General features: G+C 63.8%; 26 protein-coding genes, 1 tRNA gene and 1 pseudogene. 14 read left to right on the top strand and 14 right to left on the bottom strand.

The genetic code is table 11. The features are described from left to right. Nucleotides 1-10: 10 nt before the first annotated feature. Together AO716_RS15835 and AO716_RS15840 are read right to left on the bottom strand one after the other, a co-directional pair. Nucleotides 11-475: a hypothetical protein gene (locus tag AO716_RS15835; RefSeq protein ID WP_152970017.1), complete on the bottom strand. Its 465-nt coding sequence runs from the start codon at nt 473-475 to the stop codon at nt 11-13. A 130-nt stretch (nt 476-605) separates the two neighbouring features. Beyond that, nucleotides 606-1,226, bottom strand: coding sequence for a LysE/ArgO family amino acid transporter (locus AO716_RS15840; protein ID WP_055242742.1), 621 nt, complete (start codon nt 1,224-1,226; stop codon nt 606-608). Nucleotides 1,227-1,297: 71 nt separating this feature from the next. On the opposite strand from AO716_RS15840, the gene AO716_RS15845 reads away from it, so the two are divergent. Beyond that, the gene (locus AO716_RS15845; RefSeq protein WP_055242744.1) at nt 1,298-2,179 is read left to right on the top strand and encodes a LysR family transcriptional regulator ArgP; all 882 of its coding nucleotides are present in this window, start codon (nt 1,298-1,300) and stop codon (nt 2,177-2,179) included. Here AO716_RS15845 and AO716_RS15850 read toward each other — a convergent pair. The 3 genes from AO716_RS15850 to AO716_RS15860 are packed head-to-tail and all read right to left on the bottom strand — an operon-like array spanning nt 2,176 to nt 4,624. Next, nucleotides 2,176-2,694 (bottom strand): flavin reductase family protein, encoded by a 519-nt coding sequence (locus AO716_RS15850; RefSeq protein WP_055242745.1) that lies wholly within the window; start codon nt 2,692-2,694, stop codon nt 2,176-2,178. The two genes, AO716_RS15845 and AO716_RS15850, sit on opposite strands and share 4 nt — an antisense overlap. A gap of 38 nt (nt 2,695-2,732) precedes the next feature. Continuing rightward, nucleotides 2,733-3,191, bottom strand: a complete 459-nt coding sequence (gene soxR, locus AO716_RS15855) for a redox-sensitive transcriptional activator SoxR (protein ID WP_055242747.1) — start codon at nt 3,189-3,191, stop codon at nt 2,733-2,735. Between the two features lie 41 nt (nt 3,192-3,232). Next, entirely contained in the window at nt 3,233-4,624 is a 1,392-nt protein-coding gene (locus tag AO716_RS15860) for an FAD-binding oxidoreductase (protein WP_055242748.1), read from the bottom strand. A gap of 174 nt (nt 4,625-4,798) precedes the next feature. Between AO716_RS15860 and AO716_RS15865 the strand changes: the two genes are divergently transcribed. Next, the gene (locus tag AO716_RS15865) at nt 4,799-5,665 is read left to right on the top strand and encodes a Ku protein (RefSeq protein ID WP_055242750.1); all 867 of its coding nucleotides are present in this window, start codon (nt 4,799-4,801) and stop codon (nt 5,663-5,665) included. Nucleotides 5,666-5,668: 3 nt separating this feature from the next. Beyond that, nucleotides 5,669-5,923: a hypothetical protein gene (locus AO716_RS15870; protein ID WP_055242752.1), complete on the top strand. Its 255-nt coding sequence runs from the start codon at nt 5,669-5,671 to the stop codon at nt 5,921-5,923. Between the two features lie 9 nt (nt 5,924-5,932). On the opposite strand, the gene AO716_RS15875 is transcribed toward AO716_RS15870, so the two are convergent. From AO716_RS15875 to AO716_RS15895, 5 genes are all read right to left on the bottom strand, one after another. Next, entirely contained in the window at nt 5,933-6,172 is a 240-nt protein-coding gene (locus tag AO716_RS15875) for a DUF2630 family protein (protein ID WP_055242754.1), read from the bottom strand. Between the two features lie 45 nt (nt 6,173-6,217). Further along, nucleotides 6,218-6,904 carry a glycosyltransferase gene (locus AO716_RS15880; RefSeq protein WP_055242756.1) on the bottom strand — a complete coding sequence of 229 codons (687 nt, stop codon included), beginning with the start codon at nt 6,902-6,904 and terminating at the stop codon, nt 6,218-6,220. Further along, nucleotides 6,901-8,247: a PIG-L family deacetylase gene (locus AO716_RS15885; protein ID WP_152970018.1), complete on the bottom strand. Its 1,347-nt coding sequence runs from the start codon at nt 8,245-8,247 to the stop codon at nt 6,901-6,903. Before AO716_RS15885 ends, AO716_RS15880 begins: the two co-directional genes overlap by 4 nt. Continuing rightward, entirely contained in the window at nt 8,244-9,317 is a 1,074-nt protein-coding gene (locus tag AO716_RS15890; RefSeq protein WP_055242759.1) for an acyl-CoA dehydrogenase family protein, read from the bottom strand. The genes AO716_RS15885 and AO716_RS15890 overlap by 4 nt, the downstream gene beginning before the upstream one ends. 211 nt (nt 9,318-9,528) lie before the next feature. After that, the gene (locus AO716_RS15895) at nt 9,529-10,032 is read right to left on the bottom strand and encodes a DUF4383 domain-containing protein (RefSeq protein WP_055242761.1); all 504 of its coding nucleotides are present in this window, start codon (nt 10,030-10,032) and stop codon (nt 9,529-9,531) included. Between the two features lie 200 nt (nt 10,033-10,232). Here AO716_RS15895 and AO716_RS15900 point away from each other — a divergent pair, with 200 nt between their 5' ends. Further along, entirely contained in the window at nt 10,233-11,708 is a 1,476-nt protein-coding gene (locus AO716_RS15900) for an FAD-dependent oxidoreductase (RefSeq protein WP_055242763.1), read from the top strand. Between the two features lie 184 nt (nt 11,709-11,892). Here the strand turns inward: AO716_RS15900 and AO716_RS15905 are convergent. Further along, nucleotides 11,893-12,342: pseudogene (locus AO716_RS15905) on the bottom strand (SRPBCC family protein); the annotation flags it as partial. Nucleotides 12,343-12,552: 210 nt separating this feature from the next. On the opposite strand from AO716_RS15905, the gene AO716_RS15910 reads away from it, so the two are divergent. Beyond that, entirely contained in the window at nt 12,553-13,050 is a 498-nt protein-coding gene (locus AO716_RS15910) for a Dps family protein (RefSeq protein WP_055242766.1), read from the top strand. Between the two features lie 4 nt (nt 13,051-13,054). Here the strand turns inward: AO716_RS15910 and AO716_RS15915 are convergent, their stop codons facing one another. After that, entirely contained in the window at nt 13,055-13,774 is a 720-nt protein-coding gene (locus AO716_RS15915) for a FadR/GntR family transcriptional regulator (protein ID WP_321164378.1), read from the bottom strand. 177 nt (nt 13,775-13,951) lie between these two features. Between AO716_RS15915 and AO716_RS15920 the strand changes: the two genes are divergently transcribed. Next, nucleotides 13,952-14,437, top strand: coding sequence for a gluconokinase (locus AO716_RS15920; RefSeq protein ID WP_055242767.1), 486 nt, complete (start codon nt 13,952-13,954; stop codon nt 14,435-14,437). Between the two features lie 101 nt (nt 14,438-14,538). Continuing rightward, complete coding sequence (locus AO716_RS15925) at nt 14,539-15,309, top strand: metal-dependent hydrolase (protein WP_055242769.1); 771 nt, start codon at nt 14,539-14,541, stop codon at nt 15,307-15,309. A gap of 14 nt (nt 15,310-15,323) precedes the next feature. Here AO716_RS15925 and AO716_RS15930 read toward each other — a convergent pair whose 3' ends face one another. Further along, a complete protein-coding gene (locus AO716_RS15930) occupies nt 15,324-16,094 on the bottom strand; it encodes a substrate-binding domain-containing protein (protein ID WP_055242770.1) in 771 nt (256 codons plus the stop codon). A gap of 79 nt (nt 16,095-16,173) precedes the next feature. Here AO716_RS15930 and AO716_RS15935 point away from each other — a divergent pair, with 79 nt between their 5' ends. After that, entirely contained in the window at nt 16,174-16,533 is a 360-nt protein-coding gene (locus AO716_RS15935) for a DUF5997 family protein (RefSeq protein WP_200907663.1), read from the top strand. Nucleotides 16,534-16,637: 104 nt separating this feature from the next. Here AO716_RS15935 and AO716_RS15940 read toward each other — a convergent pair. Further along, a tRNA-Leu gene (locus tag AO716_RS15940) sits at nt 16,638-16,720 on the bottom strand. Nucleotides 16,721-17,139: 419 nt separating this feature from the next. On the opposite strand from AO716_RS15940, the gene AO716_RS15945 reads away from it, so the two are divergent. Genes AO716_RS15945 through AO716_RS15970 form a run of 6 tightly spaced genes read left to right on the top strand, consistent with a single transcriptional unit; the run spans nt 17,140 to nt 24,529 of the window. Continuing rightward, nucleotides 17,140-17,868, top strand: coding sequence for an FhaA domain-containing protein (locus AO716_RS15945; RefSeq protein WP_055242774.1), 729 nt, complete (start codon nt 17,140-17,142; stop codon nt 17,866-17,868). Further along, nucleotides 17,868-18,353 carry an FHA domain-containing protein gene (locus AO716_RS15950; protein WP_055242776.1) on the top strand — a complete coding sequence of 162 codons (486 nt, stop codon included), beginning with the start codon at nt 17,868-17,870 and terminating at the stop codon, nt 18,351-18,353. The genes AO716_RS15945 and AO716_RS15950 overlap by 1 nt, the downstream gene beginning before the upstream one ends. 44 nt (nt 18,354-18,397) lie before the next feature. Continuing rightward, nucleotides 18,398-19,903, top strand: a complete 1,506-nt coding sequence (locus tag AO716_RS15955) for a PP2C family protein-serine/threonine phosphatase (protein ID WP_082413678.1) — start codon at nt 18,398-18,400, stop codon at nt 19,901-19,903. Further along, the gene (locus AO716_RS15960; protein WP_055242779.1) at nt 19,903-21,315 is read left to right on the top strand and encodes an FtsW/RodA/SpoVE family cell cycle protein; all 1,413 of its coding nucleotides are present in this window, start codon (nt 19,903-19,905) and stop codon (nt 21,313-21,315) included. The genes AO716_RS15955 and AO716_RS15960 overlap by 1 nt, the downstream gene beginning before the upstream one ends. Next, nucleotides 21,312-22,754: a peptidoglycan D,D-transpeptidase FtsI family protein gene (locus AO716_RS15965; protein WP_055242781.1), complete on the top strand. Its 1,443-nt coding sequence runs from the start codon at nt 21,312-21,314 to the stop codon at nt 22,752-22,754. Before AO716_RS15960 ends, AO716_RS15965 begins: the two co-directional genes overlap by 4 nt. After that, complete coding sequence (locus AO716_RS15970; RefSeq protein WP_055242783.1) at nt 22,751-24,529, top strand: protein kinase domain-containing protein; 1,779 nt, start codon at nt 22,751-22,753, stop codon at nt 24,527-24,529. Before AO716_RS15965 ends, AO716_RS15970 begins: the two co-directional genes overlap by 4 nt. Nucleotides 24,530-24,533: the final 4 nt, after the last annotated feature.

The following is a 24,533-nucleotide window of genomic DNA, read 5'->3' on the forward strand; positions in this document are numbered from 1 at the left end:
TCCCTGCAGCCTAGTTGTCGCCGTTCGGGACACCGAGGCGCACCAGGACATTCTCATGGATCAGTTCGGAGTCCTCTCCGAGTTCCGCTCCGTCCATATACCCGTCAACCACGAGTGACGCTTGGCCCGCACGCCCGTCCAGGGTGGTCCCCGGGGAAGTTCCCGACAGTACAAAACCCTGGGTGAGGGGACCGCTGCGGCAGAAGGCAGAATAGCTTTCGCCTGGTCCTTCCCGCACAACTACGAGGCAATAGTCCGTGCTGTTCCGGGAAACATAGTAGCGGCCGGTACCGCTGGTGGTCAGGTACCGGACCTCCTCACGGCCCGTATCCAGTTCCACCCAGTCAGGCAGCACATCCTGCTCGCCCGGTTCGGTCTCGAACACTGCGAAGGGCGGGTCCGGGACTTTGTCAGCCCGCTGGGCAGAGCAGCCGACAAGCAGCATTCCCGCTGCCGCCAGAGCGGCTGCAGACACCAGCCCGCGGTGGAAAGACGGGACGGTTGATTGATGCCGCACCACGGGCTGCCTCCATACAGGGTCAGGGGAAGAGGATTACGGCGGACAATATCAGCCATAAGTCCCGGCGGGACGCGAAACCTGCAGGTTACAGGGATCCGGTTACGAGGGAGACGGCCAGCACGATCATAAAGACTGCAATCGCGAGGTCCAGGATCTGCCATGCCCGGGGCCGTGCGAACACTGGCGCCAGCAGTCGGGCGCCGAAGCCGAGCGCACTGAACCAGACTGCGCTGGCGGCAACTCCGCCCACCGCGAAGATCCACCGGCCATCAGGACCGTGGGTGGCCGCGAGCGAACCAAGCAGCACCACCGTATCCAGATACACGTGCGGGTTCAGCCAGGTGAGGCTAAGACAGGTTATGAGCGCCGCGGCCAGGGTTCCCCGCCCTGCGTCTGCGGCCCGGAGGGACTGCGGCCTCAACGCCCTTCGCAGGGAAAGAAATGCATACGCCAGCAGGAAAGCAGCACCGGCCCAGCGGATCACATCCAGCGCCAGCGGTGCACTCTGGGTCAGCCGTCCAACTCCGGCTGTTCCCGCCAGGATCAGGACTGCATCACTGAGGATGCAGACGGCCACCACGGCAGGCAGATGCTCGCGACGGAGTCCCTGCCGCAGGACAAAAGCGTTCTGGGCACCGATGGCGATTATCAGGGCCAGTCCGCTGACAAAGCCGGTAAGAAGCGGGGTAAGGATGTCGGTGCTCATGATCCAAAGTTAGGCACAGACGATTGTGAGGTCTAGCTAATCTTTCTACAGGTTCTTTAGAATTCCTTAATATGAACTTCAATGCGGACCAGCTTCGTGCCCTTGGGGCAGTTCTTGACCACGGCAGCTTTGAAGCGGCAGGTGCAGCGCTGCACCTGACAACGTCGGCGGTAAGCCAGCGGGTGAAAGCGCTTGAAGCCCGGACCGGGTGTGTCCTCCTCCGCCGGACGCGGCCGGTCACGGCCACTGAGCCGGGGGCTGTACTGCTGCGGCTGGCACGGCAGATCGCAGCACTGGAGGACGACGCCGTCGAACGCCTTGGCCTGGACAGTGCGGCTGGACGTCCCGCCGTGCAGCTCGTGATCAACGCCGATTCCCTCTCCACCTGGGTGCTGCCGGCCCTGGCGCGGCTGGATGGCATCAGCTTTGAACTGGCATTGGAAGACCAGGATTATTCGGCGGAAAGCCTAAGGAACGGAACAGCCATGGGCGCTGTGACGTCCAGTCCCGAACCCGTGCAGGGATGTTCGGTCACACCGCTGGGAACCATGCGCTACCGTCCTGCGGCCAGTGAAACCTTTGCACGCAGGTGGTTCCCACAGGGTTGGAACGCGGCCTCAGCCGCCCAGGCACCCATGGTGGTATTCAACCGCAGGGACACACTTCAGGAACGTTTCCTGGGGGAGAATTTCGGACCGGGCATAGACCCGCCGCGGCACTATGTGCCGGCTTCCTGGGACTTCCTTCAGGCGGTGCGGCACGGCCTTGGCTGGGGCATGCTGCCGGATCTGCAGTCCCGGGACCTGCTCGCGGACGGATCCCTGGTACTCCTGGACCGCGAAAGGCACATTGACGTTCAACTGTTTTGGCAGCAGTGGAGGGTGGACCTGCCGGCGCTGGCCCGCGTGGCGGAAGCACTCAGCGGAGCCGCGGGCGACGGCCTTCTTTACTAGGGCAGTTCGAGTGCCGAGTGCGATCCGAGCCGGTGGTACGTCCGGTCGTGGTAAACCAGCGGTTCGGCTGCGGGGCCGGCATGGATCTCGAGGACGGCTGCAGCCATCAGGGTGGAGCTGCCGGCCTGCGTGCGGGAGAGGATCCGGCAGACCAGTGCCCGCGGCACACCGCCAAGCAGCGGCTCACCGCCCGGGAGCGTGCTCCAGTCAAGGTCGGGGCCAAACCGCTCCGACCCGCGGGCCGCGAAGAGGGCAGCAAGCCCGGCATTTCCGGACCCCAGCAAATGGACCACGATCGTGTCCGAGGCGGCAATCACGCCTGCAGACCCCTGCGTTGATGCGAGGGAGAACGCCAGGATGGGGGGAACGGCAGAAACCGAGCTCACCGAGGATGCAGTCAGGCCCACCGGGCCTTCCGGGCCGGAAGCGGTAATGATTGCCACGCCCGCCGGGTGGCCCCGAAACGCATCCTTGAACTCATCCACCACAGGATTCCTCGCAGCCGTTGAAGTCATATCTCCACGGTAGAACCTCAACAATAGTTGAGGTCAAATCAGGAGTCAGGCTCCAGCAGCCGCGCACCGCGGTAATCCCGGCCGGAGGCATCGTCCGGGTTCACAAACCCGCACTCAGCAAGGGACAGACAGCCGCAGCCAATGCACCCGCCCAGCCGGTCACGCAGGGCTTCGAGCTGGCCGATCCTCTCATCCAGTTCCTTCCGCCAGGCTGCACTCAGCCGCTGCCAGTCCGCCTGGTCCGGGACCCCGTCCTCCGGGAGTTCGGCGAAGACGGATGCTATGTGCGAAAGCGGAATTCCGGCGCGCTGGGCTGCGCGGATGACGGCGACGCGGCGCAGGACCGAGCGGTCAAAGCGGCGCTGGTTGCCGCCGGTGCGGCGGCTCCGAATCAGTCCCTGCCGCTCATAGAAGTGCAGGGCGGAGACAGCTACGCCGCTCCGCTGGGAAACCTGTCCCACCGTGAGTTCTTCAAGAGCCCTGGGTTGACCATCCATTGGAGCTGCTTGCCGCCTGTCCGTCTGAGGACCGGCTGTCCTTAGCCGGCCGGTATGTCCATTAAACCAACCGGCGGTACGGCATGGCCGAAACGAAAGAGGTTCTGCGGATCCCAGCTCGCCTTGGCCGATTTCAGCACTTCATAGGCGGCAGGTTCCCAGGCACGTGCACGGTCCTGTTCATCACCCGCCGGCCCGTGGAAATTGATAAGGCTTCCGGCGGCGTAAGGTTCAAGCGCGACGGCGAGCCGCGCCAGTGCTGACTCCACCTGGTCGGGTGCGGGCAGGCCGGGAACCCCCAGGACGAAAAGGTGGAACGCCGCACTCCGGCCGGAGACGGTGTCAGGGAAAGGTGGTTCCTGGGCCAGTGCGCCGCCCATGAGGCGCAGCTCCAGCATGACAACCGGAGTCCCCGACCCGGGTCCGATCTGCCGCAGGAGTTCCGCCGCGGCATCTTCATCCAGATCCGCCAGGATCATGCCGCGTTCCATGGACGGGGCCGGATCGGCCGGGTCGCCGTGCACTGCATCCACACCGAGGTAATCCATTGGTCCGGCCGTGTCGCTGACCGCAGGGAGGGAACGCATGGGTCCGAGCAGCTGGTCACCCCACTCCTCATCGCCAAAGAGTCCGAAGCGCAGAATCACCGGCGCGGTTCCGCGGATTTCCGGCGGCAGGAACGGAACGTCCGGCATGTGCATGAAGGCCAGGGATGCCGAAGCTTCGTTGGGCAGGCCGGGCGCCCAGGAACGGAATGCGTCCAGGACATCTCCTGCGGCTTCTTCGGGATAAACCAGCTGTCCGCCGTAGAAGTCTCCCAGCGGCACGGCTGCCATCCGCAGCGCCGTGACTATGCCGTAGTTGCCTTTGCCTCCCCGCAGAGCTGTGAAGAGCTGCGGCTCGGTTTCTGCATCCACGTAGCGAAGTGTTCCGTCAGGGGTAACCACGTCGAAGCTGCGGACGTGGTCCGAGGCGAATCCCAGGGCCCGGCCCATCAGCGGCAGACCGCCGCCCACTGTGTAACCAACCACCCCCACCCGCGTGCTCGACCCGTGGGGTGCAGTGAGGCCCCGGGAAACCAGCTCCCTAAGCGCGGTGTCCCAGCGGACTCCTGCACCCACACTGAAGGTTCCCGATTCGGGATCCACGTGCAGGTCCTGGAGACGGGAGGTATTCACCAGCAGGCCTTCGTCCATGGGTGCGGCTGCGTTGTGCCCGGTAGCCTGCACAGCTACTGGAATACTGCGGTGGGCAGCCCAGACAACCGCGGACCGCACGTCTTCGGCGTCGACGGCACCCAGCACGGCGTCCGGATGGTGAACCTGGGCAAGGTTGAATGCAGCGGTGTCTTCCGCGTAAGTGCCTTCTCCGGGCAGGGACACGATGCCTCGGACGGCACCTTTCAGAGATTCCAGGTCTGGTTGTTGGATCATGGGCGCTCCCGGGATAGTCAGTTGAAACCGGCCCGAGCACCGGAGAATTGTTCACAGGGTAGGCAGGAGGTCCGGCTGCCCTCAAGGCCCTCGGGAAAGACGGCCGTTCGTGCCGCCGCACCCTCCCAAACCAAAGTCTGGAGATTCACAGCCTGCTTGGTGTTCACTTGGTACATGAGAGCCATCTGGAAAGGTGCCATCGCGTTTGGGCTGGTCAACGTGCCGGTCAAGGTGTATTCCGCTACGGAAGACCATGACGTCAGCCTGCATCAGGTTCACGAGAAAGACGGCGGGCGGATCCGGTATCAGCGCCGCTGCGAGATCTGCGGCGAGGTAGTTGAGTACAAGAACATCGCCAAGGCATATGACGACGGCGAGCAGACAGTTGTCCTGACCGATGAGGACCTGGCTTCCCTGCCGGTGGAGAAGAGCCGCGAGATCGAAGTGGTGGAGTTCGTTCCGAGCGACCAGGTGGACCCGATCCTGTTTGACCGCACCTACTATTTGGAGCCGGACTCCAAGTCCACCAAGTCCTATGTGCTGCTGCGGCGGACCCTTGAAGACACGGACCGCACTGCGATTGTGCAGTTCTCCCTGCGGCAGAAAAGCCGGCTTGGTGCGCTGCGGGTCCGCGGAGACGTCCTGACCCTGCAGACCCTCCTCTGGGAGGACGAGGTCAGGGAAGCAGCCTTTCCGTCCCTGGAGGAGAGTGTCCGCATTTCCGCCAAGGAGCTGGAGATGTCTTCGGCGCTGGTTGATTCCTTCAGCTCCGATTTTGATCCCTCGGAGTTCACTGATGAATACCAGGAACAGCTTCGCACCCTGATCGAGGCGAAGCTTGAAAAGGGCGAGGCACTGGACACCCAGGAAACCTTCGGTGAGGATTCCGAGGAGGAAGGCGGCAAGGTCCTGGACCTGATGGAAGCCCTGCGCCGCAGCGTCGAGAAAAACCGGGGCAGGAAATCCGCTCCTGCCAAGGACAAGGAAGAAAAGAAACCGGCGGCGAAATCTTCCGGCCGCAAATCCAGGAAAGGCGCGTAGACGATGGGTGTTACCAGCTACTTCCGTGACCGTCGGGGCAAGCAGACGGTAGTGCTGCCGCCAAACCTTCCGCTGCTGGCCTGGGCCGGGTTTGGTGCGGCCTCAGCCATGGCGCTGACTCCGCGCTACCAGGACCTGATGCGCCGGGCCAGCCAGGGGGCGATGATGTGGTGGGCAGCCGGTGAGACGTTCCGCGGCCGGAGTCCATTCCGCCGCACGCTCGGTGCAGCAACTCTCATGCGGTCGCTGACCCGCTAGGGCCGGACGCTACTGCCGGTATCCCTCGACTTCTCCGACGGGCCGAACTTCGGCTTCATCCGGGTCCTCGCCGGCGTCCATGCGCGCCCGCCGCTGCCGGAGCAGGTCCCAGCACTGGTCCAGCTGTTCAGCGACGCTGCGCAGCTGTTCTGCGTGGGCCTCTGCGTTATCTGACGGACCGGTGTCGCGGAGCTTTTGCTCCTGTTCCACAAGCCGCTGAATCTGTTCGTGAATCTGCTCGGAGTCCATGACCCAACGCTAGCCAGCCTGCGGCCCGCACACCACAGCGGAGCCTTAGTTCAACAGCGTCTGAAGGTAGCTGGAGAACCCGTCCGGGGCGCGCCCGTCCCGCCGGCCGGAGGTCACGGCGCGAATCCAGTCGGTGGCAACCCAGGACAGCCCGGCTGCTTTGATCCGTTCAACGAGCTCCACGTCCTCGTGTGAAACACCGGGCAGGAAACCGCCCCCGGCTCTGTAGGCCCGGGCGGAGAACCCCAGGTTGGCCCCGTGAATGTAAGGGTGTCCCTCCGCCAGGACATGCCGGTCCTGCCAGAGCGCCAAATGCCCGGACCGAAGATCACGGGCGTCGGGCACCACCGTGCCCAGGACAAGTCCGTACCCGGCCTCCGCCAGTTCGGTCTGGGTCCGGAGCCAGTTCCCGGGCACCACAGTGTCGGCATCCGTGTTCGCAATCCACTCCGCATTCAATTCCAGTGCGTATGCCACGCCCTCTGCACGCGCTGAACCGACGTTCCCGGCAGAGGTTTCAAGCAGATGGAGTTCCAGGCCCAGTTCTGCGGCCGTTCCGGCTGCGGCAGCTGTTGAACCATCAGTGCAGGAATCCAGCACCAGCACCACACTGACATGCGTACCGGTCTCTTCGACGATCGCGGCAGCAGCCGCCACGGACACAAGGCAGCGCGGAAGAAGCTGTTCTTCGTCCCGGGCGGGAATGACGACGCCAAGGCGGGCAGGGGTCAACGAATGCCCTCACGGCGGGCCACCGACTGTGCCGGCGGATGCACGAGGACATCGATCCGAAAGTCCTCTTCAACATGCTCGGAAAGGAGCTCCAGACCGCTGTGCTCACGGAAGGCGTTGTGAACGTCGTCCCCGGTCAGAGGCCAGCCCTCATTGGGGTGCCGCCAGTGGCAGAGCAGCAGGACACCGTCCGGAGACAATGTTTCGGAGGCCCGCTGTACGGCAGCCTGCAGCTGGCCCGGTGCCAGGAAATATCCAATTTCGGAGATCAGCACCAGGTCGAATTCTCCGTCCGGCCAGTCGGCGGGAATGCTACCTTCCACCAGCTCGACGCCGGTGACCCCGTTCAGCCGCTCAGCCGCAAGTTCAAGTGCCCTGCGGCTGAGGTCCATGGCCACCACAGAATCCGACCGGCGTGCCAGTTCGCCGGTGAGTACGCCGATCGAGCACCCCGGTTCAAAGATCCTGGCGAAGCGGTCCCTGGGCAGCATGGCAAGCGTAAGGGCACGCTTGCGGTGTTCGTAGAAGCTGCCTTCGAAGTTCCAGGGATCGGCAGAACGGGCATAGAGCTCCTGGAAAACCTCCCGGGGGCTCAGCGGCACAGTGACAGTGAAAGCCTCGAACGGACGCTCGAAATGTGCCAGTACCTCGGCGGCGAGCAGGACTTCATCTCCGGGTTGATCCGAAAGAGGGCGCACCTGGCTGTGGTGTGCTGCCATGGCCCGGCGCTTGGCGTCCGCGGCAGAGGGGCCCAGCTCCGCAACGCGGAGCGTCCCGGGGATGTCTTCCGGCGTTCCCCAGTGCCACAGCCAGATGGGATATTCCAGCAGGGGTATACGTGCCGCAGCGGCGAAGCCGGCAGCGGTTTCACCGGCGGTGTCGTGGTCGGTGTGCCCGTCGTTCCGCCATGGTGCGGCCAGCCAAAGGCCGGTGGTGTCGTCTCCGGCAATTTCCTGCAGCGCGCCCTGCAGCTCATCCCGGTGAGCTGCCAGTTCGCCGTCGGGCAGGCCCAGGAGGTGGAGGCGGGCCTGCGGCGCAACAACCGCCACAGCCTCCCGGACTTCTCTTTCCCGAACCTCCGCCAGCTGCCGGGGTGTGTGGGTCACCGAATCCGGATGTGATGCTTCTCCAGCGGTTGCCACAATCACGTCAATGCTGGTTCCGCCGGCGGCCAGGGCTGCCATCAGGCCCCCTGCACCCAGGGTCTCGTCGTCGGGGTGTGCAGCCAGCAACACGAGCCGGGCAGGCTTGTCCGGCAGAACACTGTCCAGGGCCGGAACACCTTCCAGTGCCGCAAGCCATACTGCCTCGTCCTGCGTGGTGTCGCGGTGGGTAAAACTCACCACGGCATTGCACCCCGCCCCAGGAGCATCTCCCCCAGTGCGGCCGCATCCCGCTCGGCGTGGTGCTGGCGGACGTATACCTGCAGGTCCGCGACCCGCCTGGCATGCTCTTCCTCACTTGTAAGCGGTCCCGGGCCCAGGCCGTGGGCCGCTGCTTCGAGTACTTTCTCGACGGTGGAAGCCACAACTCCGCGCACGCGCTGGGCCAGGACGGCTCCGTTCCCGCCTCCGGCACGTCCATCGTCAATGTCCGAGGCTGCTGATGCCAGCACACTGGCTGCCGCCTGCAGGGAAAGGTCGGCTTCGCCAAGAAGCATGTGGGCTATCTGGTCGGGGGTGCGTTGCCTGCTCGCCTCAAAGAGACGCCTGGCAAGGGCAACTGCACCGCCAAACCAGCACGCCGCAACGCCGATTCCGCCCCATGCGAAGCCGTCCCGCTGCAAATACCAGTTGTCCGCGCCCAACGGAAAAGCGGGTACTTCACGAAAACCCACGGCCGAGCTGTCCACGGCCGCCAGTCCACGGCTGACCCATGTTCCGCCGCTCAGTTCGATTCCCGGATGACGAAGGTCCACGGCGAACGCGCGCCGGTTCCCGGGCGTTGTGTGGGCCGTGACAACGGCATAGTCAAGCTGGTCCGCCAGCGAACACCACGGCTTCCGCCCGGACAGCTGCCAGGCGCCGTCGTGCTCCTCTGCGCGCAGCTCCTGTCCGGGTGCCTCCGCGGCGTATACGCCCCACGTTCCGGAGGCGAAATCGATTCCGCCGGGTGGACCTGCGTGACCCGCCGGCAGCTCGCCGGCCTGGGCCAGAATTGCACGGGCATCGAGGTGGGGCTCTACTACGCGTGCGGCAGTAAGGTCAGCGGCTCCAAGGGTAGCGAGCAGCTCCAACAGCCCCAGGGTCCTTCCGGACCCGGGCAGTTCAGCGGCGTCGGCTGCCGGTTTCAGCAGCAGCAGCGACGTGACTGCCGAGCCATTCGTGTCCGCGGCCATGGCCATGAGGTCTGACAGGGCATCCCTGTGCGGATAAGGGCCGGTGCCGGAAGCCAGCAGTACCGGGCGGTTCACGATGCAGCACCGGAAGGCTTCGGGACGGGCGAAGCCAAAGAGGTCAGTTGGTCTCGGCGGAACGACACTGGCCGCACCTCCTTCCTAAGGATGCTTCCTAAATTACAGCCTCGGCAGCCCCGGCAGTGAATTGCGGGCAACTGTTTCTTCCGTGCCGGACACGGCAAAGGCACGGCCCCGGGCGGGGCCGTGCCTTTGGATGCAGCCAGTTCTAGTTGGGGATGCTCCCCTCCCCGGGTGATCCCCGGCTCGGGCCGCGGCTGGAATCCGTTGAACGGTCCTTGCCAAGGACGAGTCCAAGAACGATCATCGCGACTGCAAGGATCAGATGCAGCCAGTTGTCAGCCCAGTTGAATGGCACAAAGTTGCCTGCTCCATTCAGGGGAACAATCAGGCCGTAGATGAACAGGAGTGCATACAGAACGCCAACACCCAGCAGATATGTGCGGGCTGACGAGTTTGTCCTGGCCATCCACAACCCTGCAAATCCCAGCAGCATATGGACTGCGTTGTGCAGGATGGAGACCTGGAAGAGGCCCAAGAGCGTGGCCTCAGACGTGTAGCCGGCGAAGAGAAGAGCTTCGTAATTGGTGGTAATGCCCGGTATGAACCCGAGGACGCCAATAGCCAGGAAGATAATGCCGAAAACCAGTGCGGCTATTTGGGCGCTGGTCCGGTGAGAGGAAAGTCCTCGGCTGCTGCTTGCATATGACATGGCCAACTCCTTATCTCCGGGGAGAATCACGGACTCCGGCCATACGGAGGCCTTAAACCTACGGTTAAACTGTGGCACAGTCATCCCAACATGGGAAGCATGCTTATCAACCAGCGGCCGGGGACTCCCAAGACGTAAAAGCCCTTGACGTCCGCCACTCCAGCCTGTGGGCTGAAGGCCGGCTCCGCGGAAGGACAAACATGGAATCGCTTTGGCTAGACACCTCACCCGCCATCCCAGCAGACCCCTTCGCTCCCGGGACGGTCTATGACACCGTCGTTGTGGGTGCCGGCCTTACGGGCCTCACGACCGCCGTCATGCTCGCACGCCGCGGACAGCGGGTAGCGGTGCTTGAAGCGCGGCGGACCGGTGCGGTCACCACAGGAAACACCACGGCCAAGATCAGCCTGCTGCAGGGCAGCGTGGTTTCCGAAGTTGCCCGGCACCACGACACCGGGACGGCGGCCGCGTACGTCGCAGCCAACCGCCGCGGACAGGAATGGCTCCTGGGCTTCTGTGACGCCTCCGGGGTGGGCTACGAGATCCGGGATGCCTGGACTTACGCCGCGACCGAGCAGGGTGCGGCCGCAGTGGCACAGGAACGGGATGCCTGCCGCGCAGCGGGGCTTCCCGTGGAGAGCACAACCGAGACGGAACTGCCTTTCCCGGTTCAGGCTGCGCTCAGGCTGCCGGGACAGGCCCAGTTCCACCCGCTGGAAGCCCTTGCTGCCCTGGCATCCGAGCTGAAATCGCTTTCCGGAACACTTGTTGAAGGGGTCCGGGTGACTGAGGTGCACCATACAGACGCCGGTGTGCGGGTTGTTACCCGTCCGGGTGACGTCCTTGCGGCACAGGTTGTACTGGCCACGGGCATTCCCATCCTGGACCGCGGCGGATACTTCGCCGTCGTGAAGCCCCAGCGCTCCTACGCATCAGCGTTTCCGGTCACAGGCGACGTTCCGGAAGGAATGTACCTCTCGGTCGATTCGCCGTCCCGGTCGCTGCGGACAGTGACGGCAGGGGGCACCAAATACCTCCTGGCAGGCGGCAACGGCCACCCCGTGGGACGGGAACCGCACACTCGGGACAAGGTTAACGGCCTGCATGAGTGGACCCGGGAACACTTCGCGGTGGACGCCGCCCGGTATGACTGGTCGGCCCAGGATTACCAGCCGGCATCGGCCGTCCCCTACGTGGGTGAACTGCCGGTGCTGGGGAAGAACATCTACGCCGCTACCGGTTTCAACAAGTGGGGAATGACCAACGGCGTCGCTGCCGCAATTACCCTGGCCGCCAGGATCCTGGGTGAACCTGATCCGGGGAAGGACCTGTACAAGACCAGGGTCAGCGTTCCCGATGCGGTGACCACAGTGCAGAACAACGCAGAAGTTGGACTGCAGATGATCAGCGGCTGGGCGCAGGGAATTGCCCGAACCACAGAAGCGGATCCGCCGGAGGGACTCGGAGTGGTGGTCCGGGAAAGCGGGTCGCCGGTTGCCGTCTGTACCGTTAACGGGGTGACCACACGGCGTTCGGCAATCTGCCCCCACCTCCACGGCGTCCTGTCCTGGAACGACGCCGAAGCGTCCTGGGACTGCCCGCTGCACGGTTCACGTTTCAGCGCTGACGGCGAAGTGCTGGAGGGGCCCGCAGTGAAGGGTCTGGATCCGGCTTAACCCGCCGCCAACACAAAGCCCGGTGTCCCTCCCGTTTCGGGGAGGGGCACCGGGCTTTGTGTCCTGGTCGGAAGGAAGGGCCCTAAACGGCTGCCCGCGGCCCGCCCGACTCGGGATCATCAAGTGAGGGATCGGCTGTTGGGGCAGCCTTCAGTCCAGGGCCGCCGGTGGCTGCTGTTGGGGCAGCGTCCACGTTGCCGCGCCAGGATCCAGTCTCAGAACCCCTTGACTCAATGAATTCCTTGAACCGCTTAAGGTCGCCCTTCACACGGTGATCGTCAGCACCGACTACGGCACCGACCTTTTCAGCAAATGTCTCCGGATCCCAGTCGATCTGTACGGTCACGCGTGTCTCGGTGTCGCTGAGACGGTGGAACGTAACGACTCCTGCCTGGGATTTGCCGTCGGTGCTCTTCCAGGCAACCCGCTCGTCCGGGTGCTGCTCGGTGACCTTGGTGTCGAAGGTGCGCTCAACGCCCCCAATCTTGGTGACCCAGCGTGACTCGGTGTCGGAAGTCTGCGTTACCGACTCGACGCCCTTCATGAAGTGGGGGAAGGACTCGAACTGCGTCCACTGGTTGTAGGCAGTGGTGACGGGTACTGCAACGTCAATTGATTCTTCTACGGTGCTCATACTGTCCCTTCGGTCGCGGATTGCGCTGTTCCTGACGGAACGAACCTCCGTTAGTAAGGGGGCTTAGTCCCCTTGGCCCTCCCACGGTAACGAAGTGGACAACAGATCACAAGCTGAAGGTAAGCTTACTTATATCCGAGTTCCCGCGGCGGTCCTTAGCCGGTCATCCAACGGTTCTCGCAGTCTTGGTTCGTCAACACAGGAGGAACAATGAAGGCATCACAGCAACTCACCACCAACCTGCAGGCCGTGCTGGTCGATCTGATCGAACTCCACCTTCAGGGCAAGCAGGCGCACTGGAACGTGGTGGGGAAGAACTTCCGGGATCTGCACCTTCAGCTTGACGAGATCATTGATGATGCACGGCTCTTCGCCGACGAGCTGGCCGAACGCATGCGCGCCCTGGAGGCTGTTCCGGACGGACGCAGCACAGCCGTAGCGGAGGGCACCTCCCTGCCCCCGTTCCCGGCCGGACTCGTGGACACAAAGGACACGGTGACCCTGGTGGTCTCACTGCTGCGCGGGACTGTACAGACCATGCGCGACGTCCACGATCAGGTGGATGAGGAAGACCCGACCACGGCGGACATCCTGCACGGATTCATCGGCAAGCTGGAACAGTACGCCTGGATGGTGGATGCAGAGAACCTGCAGCCAACCGCCAAGGTGGTCACCCCGGAAGGCGCCGAAACGGCAGCCACGACCTAAGCGGTTACTCCTGGCCCAGGATGGCTTCTTCAACCTCCACCAGGAGGCCTGCCATCCGGGCCCGGGCCCCGGCCGAATCCCTGTCCGCCACAGCCGCAGCAACAGCCTCGTGTCCATCCAGTGCCTCAGGCCTGGGCCTGGCCGGCATCAGGTTCTCCCGGGTCCTGCCGGAAAGCACCTCGGCAACTACCTCGCTAAGTGCCGTAAACATTTCGTTCCCGCTGGCCTGCAGCAGCAGGGTATGGAAGGCGATGTCGGCGGCCAGGAAAGCCTCCGAATCGGCGGCGCTCTCCCTCATTTGACGGGCAAGGTCCACCAGAGACTCCCGCTGCTCCGGCGTAGCCTTCCGGGCAGCCCCGGCAGCAGCCAGGGGCTCGACGGCGATTCTGAGCTCAGTGAGGGACCTGAACTGGGTTTTCCGGCCCGGGCCGGACAGCCGCCAGCGGATAATCCTCGGATCGTAGACGTTCCAGTAGACGGGGTCCTGGACCACAATGCCGATGCGGCGTTTTGAGTACACAAGGTTCATGGCTTCCAGGATTTGCATGCAGTCCCTCACAACCGTGCGTGAGACTGCGAACCGCTCCTGGAGACCGTCCAGGGTCAGCCGGGTTCCAGGCCCGCACGTCCCGGTGGCAATCTCCCGGCCCAGGACTTCGATGATCCGGCTGTTCATCACTTCTGCGGCAGGGCGGTCCTGCTCAATGACTGTATGGTCCTGCAAGGCGTCCTTTACGTTCCGTCGGGGGCATCACCGCTGCATCAAGCGTAGTCCGCAGCCCGAACCACAGCCAGCCTATGGTGATACCTTTATTCTCCGGCGAAGTGCCAGCACTCCTTCGTCAGACAACGGCGTCAAGAGGAGCAGTACGTGAGCCATGTGCCCCGCCACCTAGTTATTATGGGCGCTGCCGGATCCGGCAAAACCACCGTCGCCACTACCCTTTCAGAACACCTTGGCTGGATAGCTGCCGAAGCTGAGAAATTTCATCCTACGGCCAATATTGAGCGGATGACCGCAGGAACCCCGCTCTGCGACGATGACCGGTGGCCCTGGCTCGAGGCGATCCGCAGCTGGATGACCACGCAGGCACTCAACGGCCGGTCCACGGTCATCGCCTGCTCTGCACTCAAGCGAAGCTACCGGGATTTGCTTTCCGGCGCAGAAGGCCGGGTGCAGTTCGTACATTTGGACGGGGCACCGGATGTACTCGCCGAACGAATGGCTTCCCGCCGGGGCCACTTCATGCCCCTCTCCCTTCTCCCCTCCCAGCTCGCAGACCTGGAACCGCTGGCCCGGGACGAAGACGGGCTGACCGTCGATTCCCTGGGCGCCCCGGCGCAAATCTCCGCCCGGATCATGCAGGACCTCCTAACGGACCCCTAGCTCCGGGAACCTCCGCACGCTGATGTCAGAGGCAGCTGGGAGAATGGATGCATACCGGGCAACCGGATTATTTGGACTGCCCGGAAGGAAAGCAACACACCATGATGGGTGGCCATCACGCCGCGAGCGGCGCAGCGGCATGGGTAGCCGTAGCCTCAACTGCCCCCTATGCACTGGGCATCTACCCGGTGAGTCCTCTCGGCGTCGTAAGCGGTGCCCTGCTCACGGCCGGAGCAGCCCTTCTTCCGGATCTGGACCACCACAGCGGGACCATTGCCCATTCCCTTCCCCCGCTGACCCGGATCCTGGCCAAAATCACTGAACAGATCAGCGGAGGGCACCGGCGCGGTACACACTCCCTGCTTGGACTTGCGGTGTTCGTTGCAGTAGCGGGTGCACTGGGAGAACTTACCGCCGAGGTCCCGGGCTTTGGGACCGTTGAGGTTGGTGCGGGACTACTATCCGTGCTGCTCATGGGGTTCGCGCTGAAAGCACTCAAGATTGCCGGCGGGGCGGGCCGCAGCTGGCTGCTGGCCATCCTGCTCTCGGTGTTTATTGCGCTCTATGCGCCGGAAAATAACGGCTGGCTGCCCCTGGCGGTGGGGCTGGGCGTTGCAGTCCACATTGTCGGTGACCTGCTCACCCATCAGGGCGTCATGATTCTTTGGCCGCTGCGCATAAAGCGTCCGCGGAAGATTGCATCCATGCCGCTGCTGGCCAAGTTTTGGAAGACCAGCGGCTGCCTGTCACTGCCCATCATTGGCCGTGCCGGTTCCTGGCGGGAGTGGGCAATCATGGTCCCCGTGTCGGTCTACGCCGTGTACGGGGTGATCGAAGGCAGTTTTAATGCCCTCCGGGACTGGCTGACCTAGTACCGCCAGGAGTTCTAGCCACGGCCTTTGCCGGGACGGCGGCGGGCGGGCTTACCGCCCGGTTTGCCGGGCTTGCTGTGCGGAGCTTTGCCCCTCACCGGCTTTCCGCTTTTCCTGCCTCCCGAAGGCTTTGAACCTTCCCGGTCTCCGGATACCGGAGTGCCGCGTGTTTTCCTGGCCGGTTCGCCCTTCGCGGAGGGCTGCCGGGAGCTGTTGGCTGTACGCCCGCGGACTATGCCGATGAACTCTTCCACGTCGGGGTCTGTGGTGTCCTGGAGCCACGCCACCGCAATCCTGGTCCCCTCCACGCCGTGCACCGGGCGGGTCAGGACATCCCGGCGTGAATGGGCCCGGGCCACGGACATCGGCAGGATGAACAGCCCTGCCCCGGATGCAACGACTTCCAGTGCCGTTGCCGGGGTCCCAAGTTCCGCGGCATCCATAAGGTTTTCGCCCGCGAGATCGGCGAATTCAACCTCTTCGAAAGCCGCCAGGGGATGGTCCTTGGGCGCGGCGACAACAGGCTGTTCCCGGTACAGCGGGATCGCGTGCAGGTCCCCCGGACGCTCATAGCCGTCCTCGGGAATACGGATGAAAACCAGGTCCGCGGAACCGTTTCGCAGCTCCTCAAGCGCTTGTTCCTGCTCAGCCTGAACGGCTTGGACCTCCCTGCCGCGGCGCTCAGTCCAGCGGGACACCCACTTACCCGGCGTGACGCCGGGGACGTAGGAAATCCTCAGCGGAGGAACTGCGGAATGGGCCGGCTGCGGGGACTCGGAGGACACCTGTTCACACTAGCCCACCACACCTTGCGGGGGCTGCGGATACCCTTGAACTATGACCCCCGAAAAATCTTCCCAGTCCATGAAGCCTGCAACGGCTGCCAAGAAGCTGGGCATCTACCTTCCTGCGGCTCCCCAGGAGTTCCAGGACAACCCGGTTACCCGTGCCCAGCTGGACGAGATGCAGTCCACGCCGCCTGAATGGCTCTCCGAGCTTCGCCGCAACGGCCCCCACCCGCGGCCGGTGGTGGCCCAGAAACTGAACATCTCAATTGGCGGTCTCTCCCGCGGCGGTATCACCGAGGCGCTGACCACCGCACAGATCAACGAACTGCTGGCTTCTCCGCCGGAGTGGCTGGTGGCTGAACGGGCCAGCTTCGCTGCTGTCCGTGCCGAGAACCAGCGGGTCAAGCAGGAAAACGCCAAGAAGTCCCGCAGCTGACACTGCTGCCGCGCTGCACCCGTTTGGGTGCCGGCGCGGCACCGGTCCTTGACCGGCATAAAAAAAATCACCCCGGCTAACCGCCGGGGTGATTCTCTATAGTGTGCGCGAGGGGGGATTTGAACCCCCACGCCCTTTCGGACACTGGCACCTGAAGCCAGCGCGTCTGCCGTTCCGCCACTCGCGCAAAGTGATTTCCCTCAGCCTCGGACGCTCATTTGCTCACACCTTGATGTGAGATTCACATCCCGATTCCTCGGGAACAGCAGAATCAAGCATACCGGCATTTCCCCGAAACACCTAAACGGGCTCTGTGAGGCTCCTGAAACGGCGGACCCGCAGGTCCGCCGAGGGGTGTTCTCCCTTGCCAACAGGCGGGGAATCCGGGTCCCCCGGGCGGCTCCGGAACGCTTCGCCTGCAGAAACGGGGCGCACAGATTGGTAAGGGGACACCGTTAGGGTGTTAAGACAATTGCGAGCGGACCCCAGTAGTATCGGAATGGATAACCCGCGCCCTGCCCCCTGATCGGCCTGCTGGCCGCCCGCTGGCACCGCGCGGACTCAAGGCAAGCCAGGGAAGTTCTAGGAACAGGGAAGGAGGCGGAGATGGGCCTACTCGACAACGTTGAACGCGGCATTGAACGAATGGTCCGCGGTGCCTTTTCCAGCGGATCTTCCGGCCGTGTCGAACCCCTCGAACTGGCAATAGCGCTCCGCCGCGAACTGGATGAGAAGTCCATGACGCTGGGGCAGGGCCGCACCCTGGCCCCGAATGTCTTCACCGCACGCCTTTCCGACGACGATTTCGCCCGCGCCCAGGAATGGGGCGCCCCTCTTGCGGAAGAACTGTGCGACGTTGTCATCAAGCACGCACGCAGCCAGTCCTACACACTGCAGGGTGCAGTCCGGGTCTCCTTCACCCGTGATTCATCGCTGAAACCGGGTTCCCTGGAAATTGATTCAGCAACCGAGAAGTCCCATGCCGCGGCGACACGGCCCCCTCAGCCGCCTGCACCGCGCCAGAGTCCCACCCGCATGCAGCCCGTGCTGGACATTGACGGACAGCGCTATTCGCTGAACGCGTCCTCAGTTGTGCTTGGCCGCTCCTCCGAAGCGGACATCCTGGTGGACGACACGGGTGTTTCCCGCCGCCATCTGGAAATCCGTACCGACGGTGGAACCGTCCGTGCCATCGACCTTGGTTCAACCAACGGCAGCTACGTCAACGGCCAGAAAGTCCAGGGGGAAACCATCCTTACTGACGGCTCCACAATTGCCATGGGCAGGACGCGCATTGTGTTCCGTCTGCTTCCAGTTCGTTCCGGGGGGCGCTGATGGACGGTTCACTGACGCTGACCCTGCTCCGTTACGGTTTCCTCATCCTGCTTTGGGTCATGGTGCTCGGAGTAGTAGGGGCTATCCGGCGGGACCTTGTCCTCGGTGCGCGCAACCGCACCGGTACTCCCACAGCCAGGCAGGTGCGGAAAAACCCGGAACTTGAACGTGTTGCTGCGCCGCCTGCAAAGGTCCAGGCCCGGGAAATGGTTGTGACGGAAGGCCCGCTGCGCGGAACCACGCTGGAGCTGGCATCCAGCCCCATCCTGCTTGGACGTGCACAGGAAGCCACCCTCGTCCTCGAGGACGACTACGCCTCCGGCCGGCACGCACGGCTCTTCCCTCAGGGAAGCCGCTGGTTTATTGAGGACCTCGGTTCCACGAACGGCACTTTCCTTGGCGGTTCCCAGCTCACCCGCGCCCAGCCCGTTGACCCCGGGGTTCCGATCCGCATCGGTAAAACAGTCATTGAATTGAGGCCATAGCAGTGGCCCTGGTCCTTCGGTACGCTGCCCGCTCCGACGTAGGTATGGTTCGTTTCAAGAACGACGACTCTGCCTATGTGGGGCGCTATCTTGCCGTTGTCGCAGACGGAATGGGTGGTCATGCAGGGGGCAACGTGGCCTCCGCTTCCACTGTTCTGGACCTGGTCCACCTCGACCGCCCTGATCTTGACGACGTGGCCGTCACCGTCCTTGCTGATGAAATCCAGGCCGCAAATTCACTGCTCTCGGAGCTTGTCACCACGTCCCCGGATCTGTCCGGCATGGGCACGACGGTCACGGCCATGCTGCTTCAGGGCGACCGCCTGGCTTTGGCACATATTGGCGATTCCCGCGCCTACCGGCTCAAGGACGGCGTTTTTGAGCAGATAAGTGTGGATCACACCTTCGTTCAGCGGCTCATCGACGAGGGCCGTCTGCGGCCCGAAGACGCGGAAGTCCATCCCCATAAGAATGTGCTGATGCGCGTGCTGGGTGATGTGGACGCCAGTCCGGAACTTGATCTGGCTACCTTTGAGGTGGAACCGGGCGAGAAGTGGCTGCTGTGCTCAGACGGGCTCAATGCAGTCCTGCGGGACAGCGACATCGAGACCGTGCTGCGGGATTCCACGGATCTGGGCGCCGCCGTCGACACCCTCGTGGAACTAACCCTGGCGGGCGGGTCGCCGGACAACGTGACGGTGGCGATTATCGAGGTCGTTGAAGAGGCTGAAGCCCCCGCCCCGGCACCTGTCCGGGAACCTGCACCAGTCACGGCAGGGACCGCTGCCGTCAAGGCTGAGGGCGCTGCCGCCCGGCCACTGCCGGATCAAGCCGATACAACTGATGAACCGCATGCAGACGGCGAAGGCACCGGCACCGACGGCGAGGAGGCGAGAGAGGCAGACAGCCCCGCCCGCGCCGAACTCATCCGCAGGGATCTGGAGTCGAGGCCCCATGTGCTGGTCGGCGCCGCTTCGCTTGCCACCGAAACCGGACAGATTCCAATTGTCACCAAACGTTCGGCAGAACGGCGCGCGGCACGCCTGCTTATGCACAAGGCGGACGACGCTGGCAGCCCGGACGCGCCCGAGGATGCACCTGTTGAGCCGCGCAGGCGCCGCCGCTGGATCCTGCTGGTAGTCCTGGGAGTGATTGCCGCCCTGCTGGCCGCCGTCCTCTGGGTCGGTTACGCCTGGACGCAGACGCGCTACTACGTGGGATCGGCGGACAACCGGGTGGCCATTTACAACGGTGTGTCCCAAACCATCGGTCCGATCAAGCTTTCCCAGGTTGCGGAGACCACGAACATCCCGGTTGACAGCCTCCCCGAGTACTGGCGCAGCCGTGTCAACGACACCGTTCCGGCCAGGGACCTCGTGCACGCCGAGCAGATTGTTGACCAGCTCCGCGGAACCGCGAAGGCGATCCTTTGCCCTCAGCCGGCAGATCCTGTTCCCTCGCCATCTCCTTCCGTACTCGCTGAGGCACTCGATGCTGCCACCACCACCGAAGCACTTCCTCCCATAGACGCCTGCGGAGGGCAGCAGTGATGTCAGAACTCGCAGCTCCGGCCAAACCGCGCCGCAACATCGAAGCCGTCCTGCTGGTGCTTGCCCTGGGCGTGGGCGTCGGCGCCAACATGCTCGTGGGCATCGATGAGGACCGTGCCTTCGATTCCGATTTTTGGGTCCAGGGCGGGACCCTCGTGGCCCTGGTACTGGCTTTCCACTTTGTGCTGCGCTTCCGCGCCAAATATGCCGACCCGGTAATACTTCCGGTCGTGACGGCCCTGAACGGCATCGGACTGGCAATGATCCACTGTCTGGACATTGCCGAGGGGACCACGGCAGCGGACCGCCAGCTGCTCTGGAGCACACTGGCCGTGGCAGTCGCCATTGGCGTTCTGTTCCTCATCAAGGACCACCGGATCCTGCGCCGCTACACCTATATCTCGCTGATCGTGAGCGCCGTCCTCCTCCTGCTTCCCCTGACGCCGCTTGGGCTGACCATTAACGGCGCCCGGATCTGGATCAGTGTTGGGGGCGGCACCTTCCAGCCCGGTGAAATCGCCAAGATCACCCTGGCCATATTCTTTGCGGGGTATCTGTCCACCAACCGCGACCTGATTCTGCTGGCAGGACGCAAGGTGGGTCCGCTGCAGTTTCCCCGCTTCAAGGACATGGGTCCCATGATGGCTGCGTGGGCCGTCAGCATCGGGGTCCTGGTATTCCAGCGCGATCTCGGTTCTTCCATCCTCTTCTTCGGCCTCTTTATGGCCATGATCTACGTGGCAACCAGCCGGGTGAGCTGGGTCCTGATCGGCCTCGGGCTAATCGGTGCAGGCGGATTTGTGGCAACTCAGCTGTTCAGCCACGTTGCCCTGCGCATCGACGGCTGGCTAAACGCGTTCGACCCCGAAGTGATCGAACGTTCCCCGGGCGGAAGTTACCAGGTGGTGCAGGGTCTCTTTGGCCTCGCCAGCGGCGGCATGACCGGCACCGGCCTGGGGCAGGGACGCCCGGACATGGTCACGTATGCCAATTCGGACATGATTATTGCTGCGCTCGGCGAGGAGCTGGGCCTGATCGGAATCTTCGCAATCGTTCTTATGTACGTGCTGCTCGTTTCCCGCGGCTTCCGCGCGGCGCTGGGCACCCGGGACGGCTTCGGGAAGCTCCTGGCGTGCGGCCTCTCCTTCACCATCGCACTGCAGTGCTTCGTTGTGATTGGCGGTGTCACCCGCCTCATCCCGCTGACCGGCCTGACAACACCGTTTATGTCTGCCGGCGGTTCGTCACTGCTGGCCAACTGGATCATTGTGGCGCTGCTGCTGCTGATCTCCGACGCTGCCCGGCGCCCTGCTGCGACTGGACTTCTCACTGATATGGAACCTGCACTGGCCTCTCCCGCCGCTGGACGGGGACCGGGACGCAAAGGACGGAATGAGGTGACAGGAGTATGAACCAGGCAATCCGCAACAGCTGGATCGTGGCCCTCGCCATGTTCCTCGCGATTCTGGGCTCGCTGACCTACGTACAGTTCTTTGCAGCGGACGAACTCAACAAGAACCCGATCAACAGCCGGCAGCTCTACCAGGACTTCGGACAGAACCGCGGGTCCATCCTGGTGGACGGCGTTCCGATCGCAGAGTCCGTTCCTTCGAACGACCAGTTCAACTTCCAGCGGGTCTACAACAACCCCGAGGTGTATTCAGCGCTGACCGGTTACTTCTCCCTGGTACACGGCAGCAGCCAGCTGGAACAGGCCATGAATGACGAGCTGGCCGGCAACAGTGACCAGCAGTTCTTTGACCGGGTTGTACAGCTGCTTTCCGGTTCCCAGGCGGAGGGCGCCTCGGTGGAACTGACGATTGACCCACAGCTGCAGCAGATGGCCTACGACCTCATCCCTGACGGCCAGCGCGGTTCGATTGTGATGATGGATCCCAAGACCGGTGACATCCTGGCCATGGTTTCCAAACCGGCTTATGACACCAACCTGCTCGCCGGCCATGACACCGAAGAGGTAAATGCCAATATGGATGCGCTGCTCAGCGTTCCAGGCCTTTCCCCCTATCTGAACCCTGCCACGCAGTCCCTGCTGGCTCCCGGTTCCACCTTCAAGCTCATCGACGCCGCAGCTGCCCTGGAGACCGGCAAGTTCAACGCCGAGTCCGTGATCCCAAATCCTGCTGCCCTGCCGCTGCCCGGGACCAACATTTCCCTGCCCAACTACACCAACGGTGCCTGTGCAAGCCGCACGGAGGCGGACATCCAGTTCGCACTGGAACAGTCCTGCAACACGGTATTCGCGCAGATCGCCTGGGAGGTGGGACAGGATGCCCTCTCGGAGCAGGCTTCGAAGTTCGGCTTCGGTGAGTCCTTCAGCATTCCGACTCCCGTCACCGCGAGCCAGTTCCCCGAGACCGAAGACCAGGCCGAGCTTGCTCTCTCCTCCATTGGCCAGGGAAGCGTCACGGCGACTCCGCTGCAGGTGGCAATGATTTCAGCTGCCATAGCCAACAACGGCGTGCAGATGACTCCTAACCTCATCAAGACAGTCCGGGCTCCCGACCTCTCGGTGCTGAACGAGCCCGAGCCCACCGTGCTGAACGATTCGATCAGCCCCGGCACTGCCGCCCAGCTGACCGACTGGATGGTCAGCGTAGTAGACAACGGCACCGCCTCCGCAGCCAGGATCCCCGGGGTGAAGGTTGCAGGCAAGACCGGCACGGCGGAAGTCCAGGACCGCGGCGACAACGCCTGGTTCACCGGGTTCGCCCCAGCCGATGACCCGGAGGTAGTCATTTCCATCGTGATGGAAAATGTTGACCTGGCCACCGGATCCCAATTGACCACTCCAAGCGCGCAAAAACTCCTAGAGGCGGTGTTGAATAAGTGAGGCCTACTTCGGGAATCACCTTAGGCGGCAGGTTCCAGCTGACCGATCGTATAGCCATCGGCGGTATGGGCGAGGTCTGGAAAGCACGGGACCTTGTCCTGGGCCGGATCGTTGCCATCAAGATCCTCAAGGAGGAGTACACCGGCGACCCGGGCTTCCTGAACCGTTTCCGCGCTGAGGCACGCCACACCGCACTGTTGAACCACGAAGGCATCGCCAACGTGTTCGACTACGGCGAGGAGGAGGGTTCCGCCTATCTGGTGATGGAGCTCGTCCCCGGCCAGCCGCTCTCCACCATCATCGAGCGCGAGAAGGTCCTTTCCCCGGACCGCACCCTCTCGATCATTGGACAGACGGCCACTGCTCTGGCAGTCGCGCACCGGCAGGGACTGGTGCACCGGGACGTCAAGCCCGGCAACCTGCTGATCATGCCGGACGGGCGGGTAAAGATCACCGACTTCGGCATTGCGCGCCTTGCCGACCAGGTCCCGCTCACCGCCACCGGCCAGGTCATGGGTACGGCACAGTACCTCGCCCCCGAGCAGGCCACCGGCCAGCAGGCGACCGGTTCGAGCGACATTTATGCCCTTGGAGTCATCGGCTACGAACTGCTTGCCGGTACCCGCCCGTTCTCGGGCGAATCCCAGATCGCCATTGCGCTGGCACAGGTCAACGACACTCCGCCTCCGCTGCCGGAGTCGATACCGGCTCCGGTACGGGCGCTGATCATGTCCATGCTTGCCAAGGATCCGGCAGACCGTCCGGCCGACGCCGAGGCCCTTGCCCGCGCTGTTGCGGCCATCCGCCGCGGCGACATCAGCGCTGCTCAGCAGGCTGTACCCGGCATGCTGCTTTTCGGTTCCGGAGGCACAGCGGCAACCAGCACGGTCACCGCACCGGTGCCCATGCCCGGCGACACGTCTGCAACGCGCGTCGTGGACACCTCTCCCTCAACCTCGGCCCTGCCCATGGCCAACGCGGGTGAGCAGACCGGTGCCCTGGCAGCGTCACGTGAGTGGACCGATGAAGACGTAGACAGCGACGGCGACGGCTACGGAAATGACGGCTACGGAAATGACGATGCGGACCAGCCGAAGCGCAAGAAGTGGCTGATCCCGCTGATCGTTATCCTGGCTCTGGTCCTGGCGGGCATCATCGCCATGATCGTAGTGAACCTGAACTCCGACCCCGCCGGAGACAGCAAGCCGACGACGTCGCCGTCCGCCTCGGTCTCGAGCAGCCCTACCCGCAGCAGCGCCTCGCCGACGTCGAATTCCCCGTCTCCGACAACTTCAGAGCCCAGCCCGTCTACCGAGGCTCCTGAAATCACGATCAACGCTGCCCAGTACCAGGGCCGGAACGTAAACGAAGTGTCCCAGGAGCTCAGCAGCCTTGGGCTGGCGGTCAGCCGCAACCCGGTGCCGTCAGACCAGCCCGAGGGCACTGTCCTGGACGTTAACCCGGTTGGCCCGCTCTCCCGGGGTGACGCAATCGCAATTACCTACTCCAGCGGCCCTGAACTCGTCACCGTCCCCGGTGGACTCATGGACACCCAGGCATCCGCAGCGAGCCAGTCGATTGTAGCCGCGGGGCTCGTTCCCAACCGGGTGGAGCAGCCCGGCAGCCAGCCTGCGGGCACTGTTATCAGCGTGAACCCCCGTGAGGGCAGCTCTGTTCCGCGCGGTTCCACGGTGACCATTGTCATTTCCTCCGGCCCCGCCCCCTCCGCGTCGACACCTGCCGCCGGAGAAACCACGAATCCTGACGGACCGTAACCAC

The sequence above is a fragment of the Arthrobacter sp. Edens01 genome (assembly GCF_001307035.1).
Taxonomy (GTDB): domain Bacteria; phylum Actinomycetota; class Actinomycetes; order Actinomycetales; family Micrococcaceae; genus Arthrobacter_B.

Bases quoted from the DNA above. Each gene is read 5' to 3' on its own strand.
- AO716_RS15840 (WP_055242742.1), bottom strand. From the start codon at position 1,226: ATGAGCACCGACATCCTTACCCCGCTTCTTACCGGCTTTGTCAGCGGA.
- AO716_RS15845 (WP_055242744.1), top strand. From the start codon at position 1,298: ATGAACTTCAATGCGGACCAGCTTCGTGCCCTTGGGGCAGTTCTTGAC.
- AO716_RS15850 (WP_055242745.1), bottom strand. From the start codon at position 2,694: ATGACTTCAACGGCTGCGAGGAATCCTGTGGTGGATGAGTTCAAGGAT.
- soxR (WP_055242747.1), bottom strand. From the start codon at position 3,191: ATGGATGGTCAACCCAGGGCTCTTGAAGAACTCACGGTGGGACAGGTT.
- AO716_RS15860 (WP_055242748.1), bottom strand. From the start codon at position 4,624: ATGATCCAACAACCAGACCTGGAATCTCTGAAAGGTGCCGTCCGAGGC.
- AO716_RS15865 (WP_055242750.1), top strand. From the start codon at position 4,799: ATGAGAGCCATCTGGAAAGGTGCCATCGCGTTTGGGCTGGTCAACGTG.
- AO716_RS15870 (WP_055242752.1), top strand. From the start codon at position 5,669: ATGGGTGTTACCAGCTACTTCCGTGACCGTCGGGGCAAGCAGACGGTA.
- AO716_RS15875 (WP_055242754.1), bottom strand. From the start codon at position 6,172: ATGGACTCCGAGCAGATTCACGAACAGATTCAGCGGCTTGTGGAACAG.
- AO716_RS15895 (WP_055242761.1), bottom strand. From the start codon at position 10,032: ATGTCATATGCAAGCAGCAGCCGAGGACTTTCCTCTCACCGGACCAGC.
- AO716_RS15900 (WP_055242763.1), top strand. From the start codon at position 10,233: ATGGAATCGCTTTGGCTAGACACCTCACCCGCCATCCCAGCAGACCCC.
- AO716_RS15910 (WP_055242766.1), top strand. From the start codon at position 12,553: ATGAAGGCATCACAGCAACTCACCACCAACCTGCAGGCCGTGCTGGTC.
- AO716_RS15920 (WP_055242767.1), top strand. From the start codon at position 13,952: ATGGGCGCTGCCGGATCCGGCAAAACCACCGTCGCCACTACCCTTTCA.
- AO716_RS15925 (WP_055242769.1), top strand. From the start codon at position 14,539: ATGATGGGTGGCCATCACGCCGCGAGCGGCGCAGCGGCATGGGTAGCC.
- AO716_RS15935 (WP_200907663.1), top strand. From the start codon at position 16,174: ATGAAGCCTGCAACGGCTGCCAAGAAGCTGGGCATCTACCTTCCTGCG.
- AO716_RS15945 (WP_055242774.1), top strand. From the start codon at position 17,140: ATGGGCCTACTCGACAACGTTGAACGCGGCATTGAACGAATGGTCCGC.
- AO716_RS15950 (WP_055242776.1), top strand. From the start codon at position 17,868: ATGGACGGTTCACTGACGCTGACCCTGCTCCGTTACGGTTTCCTCATC.
- AO716_RS15955 (WP_082413678.1), top strand. From the start codon at position 18,398: ATGGTTCGTTTCAAGAACGACGACTCTGCCTATGTGGGGCGCTATCTT.
- AO716_RS15960 (WP_055242779.1), top strand. From the start codon at position 19,903: ATGTCAGAACTCGCAGCTCCGGCCAAACCGCGCCGCAACATCGAAGCC.
- AO716_RS15965 (WP_055242781.1), top strand. From the start codon at position 21,312: ATGAACCAGGCAATCCGCAACAGCTGGATCGTGGCCCTCGCCATGTTC.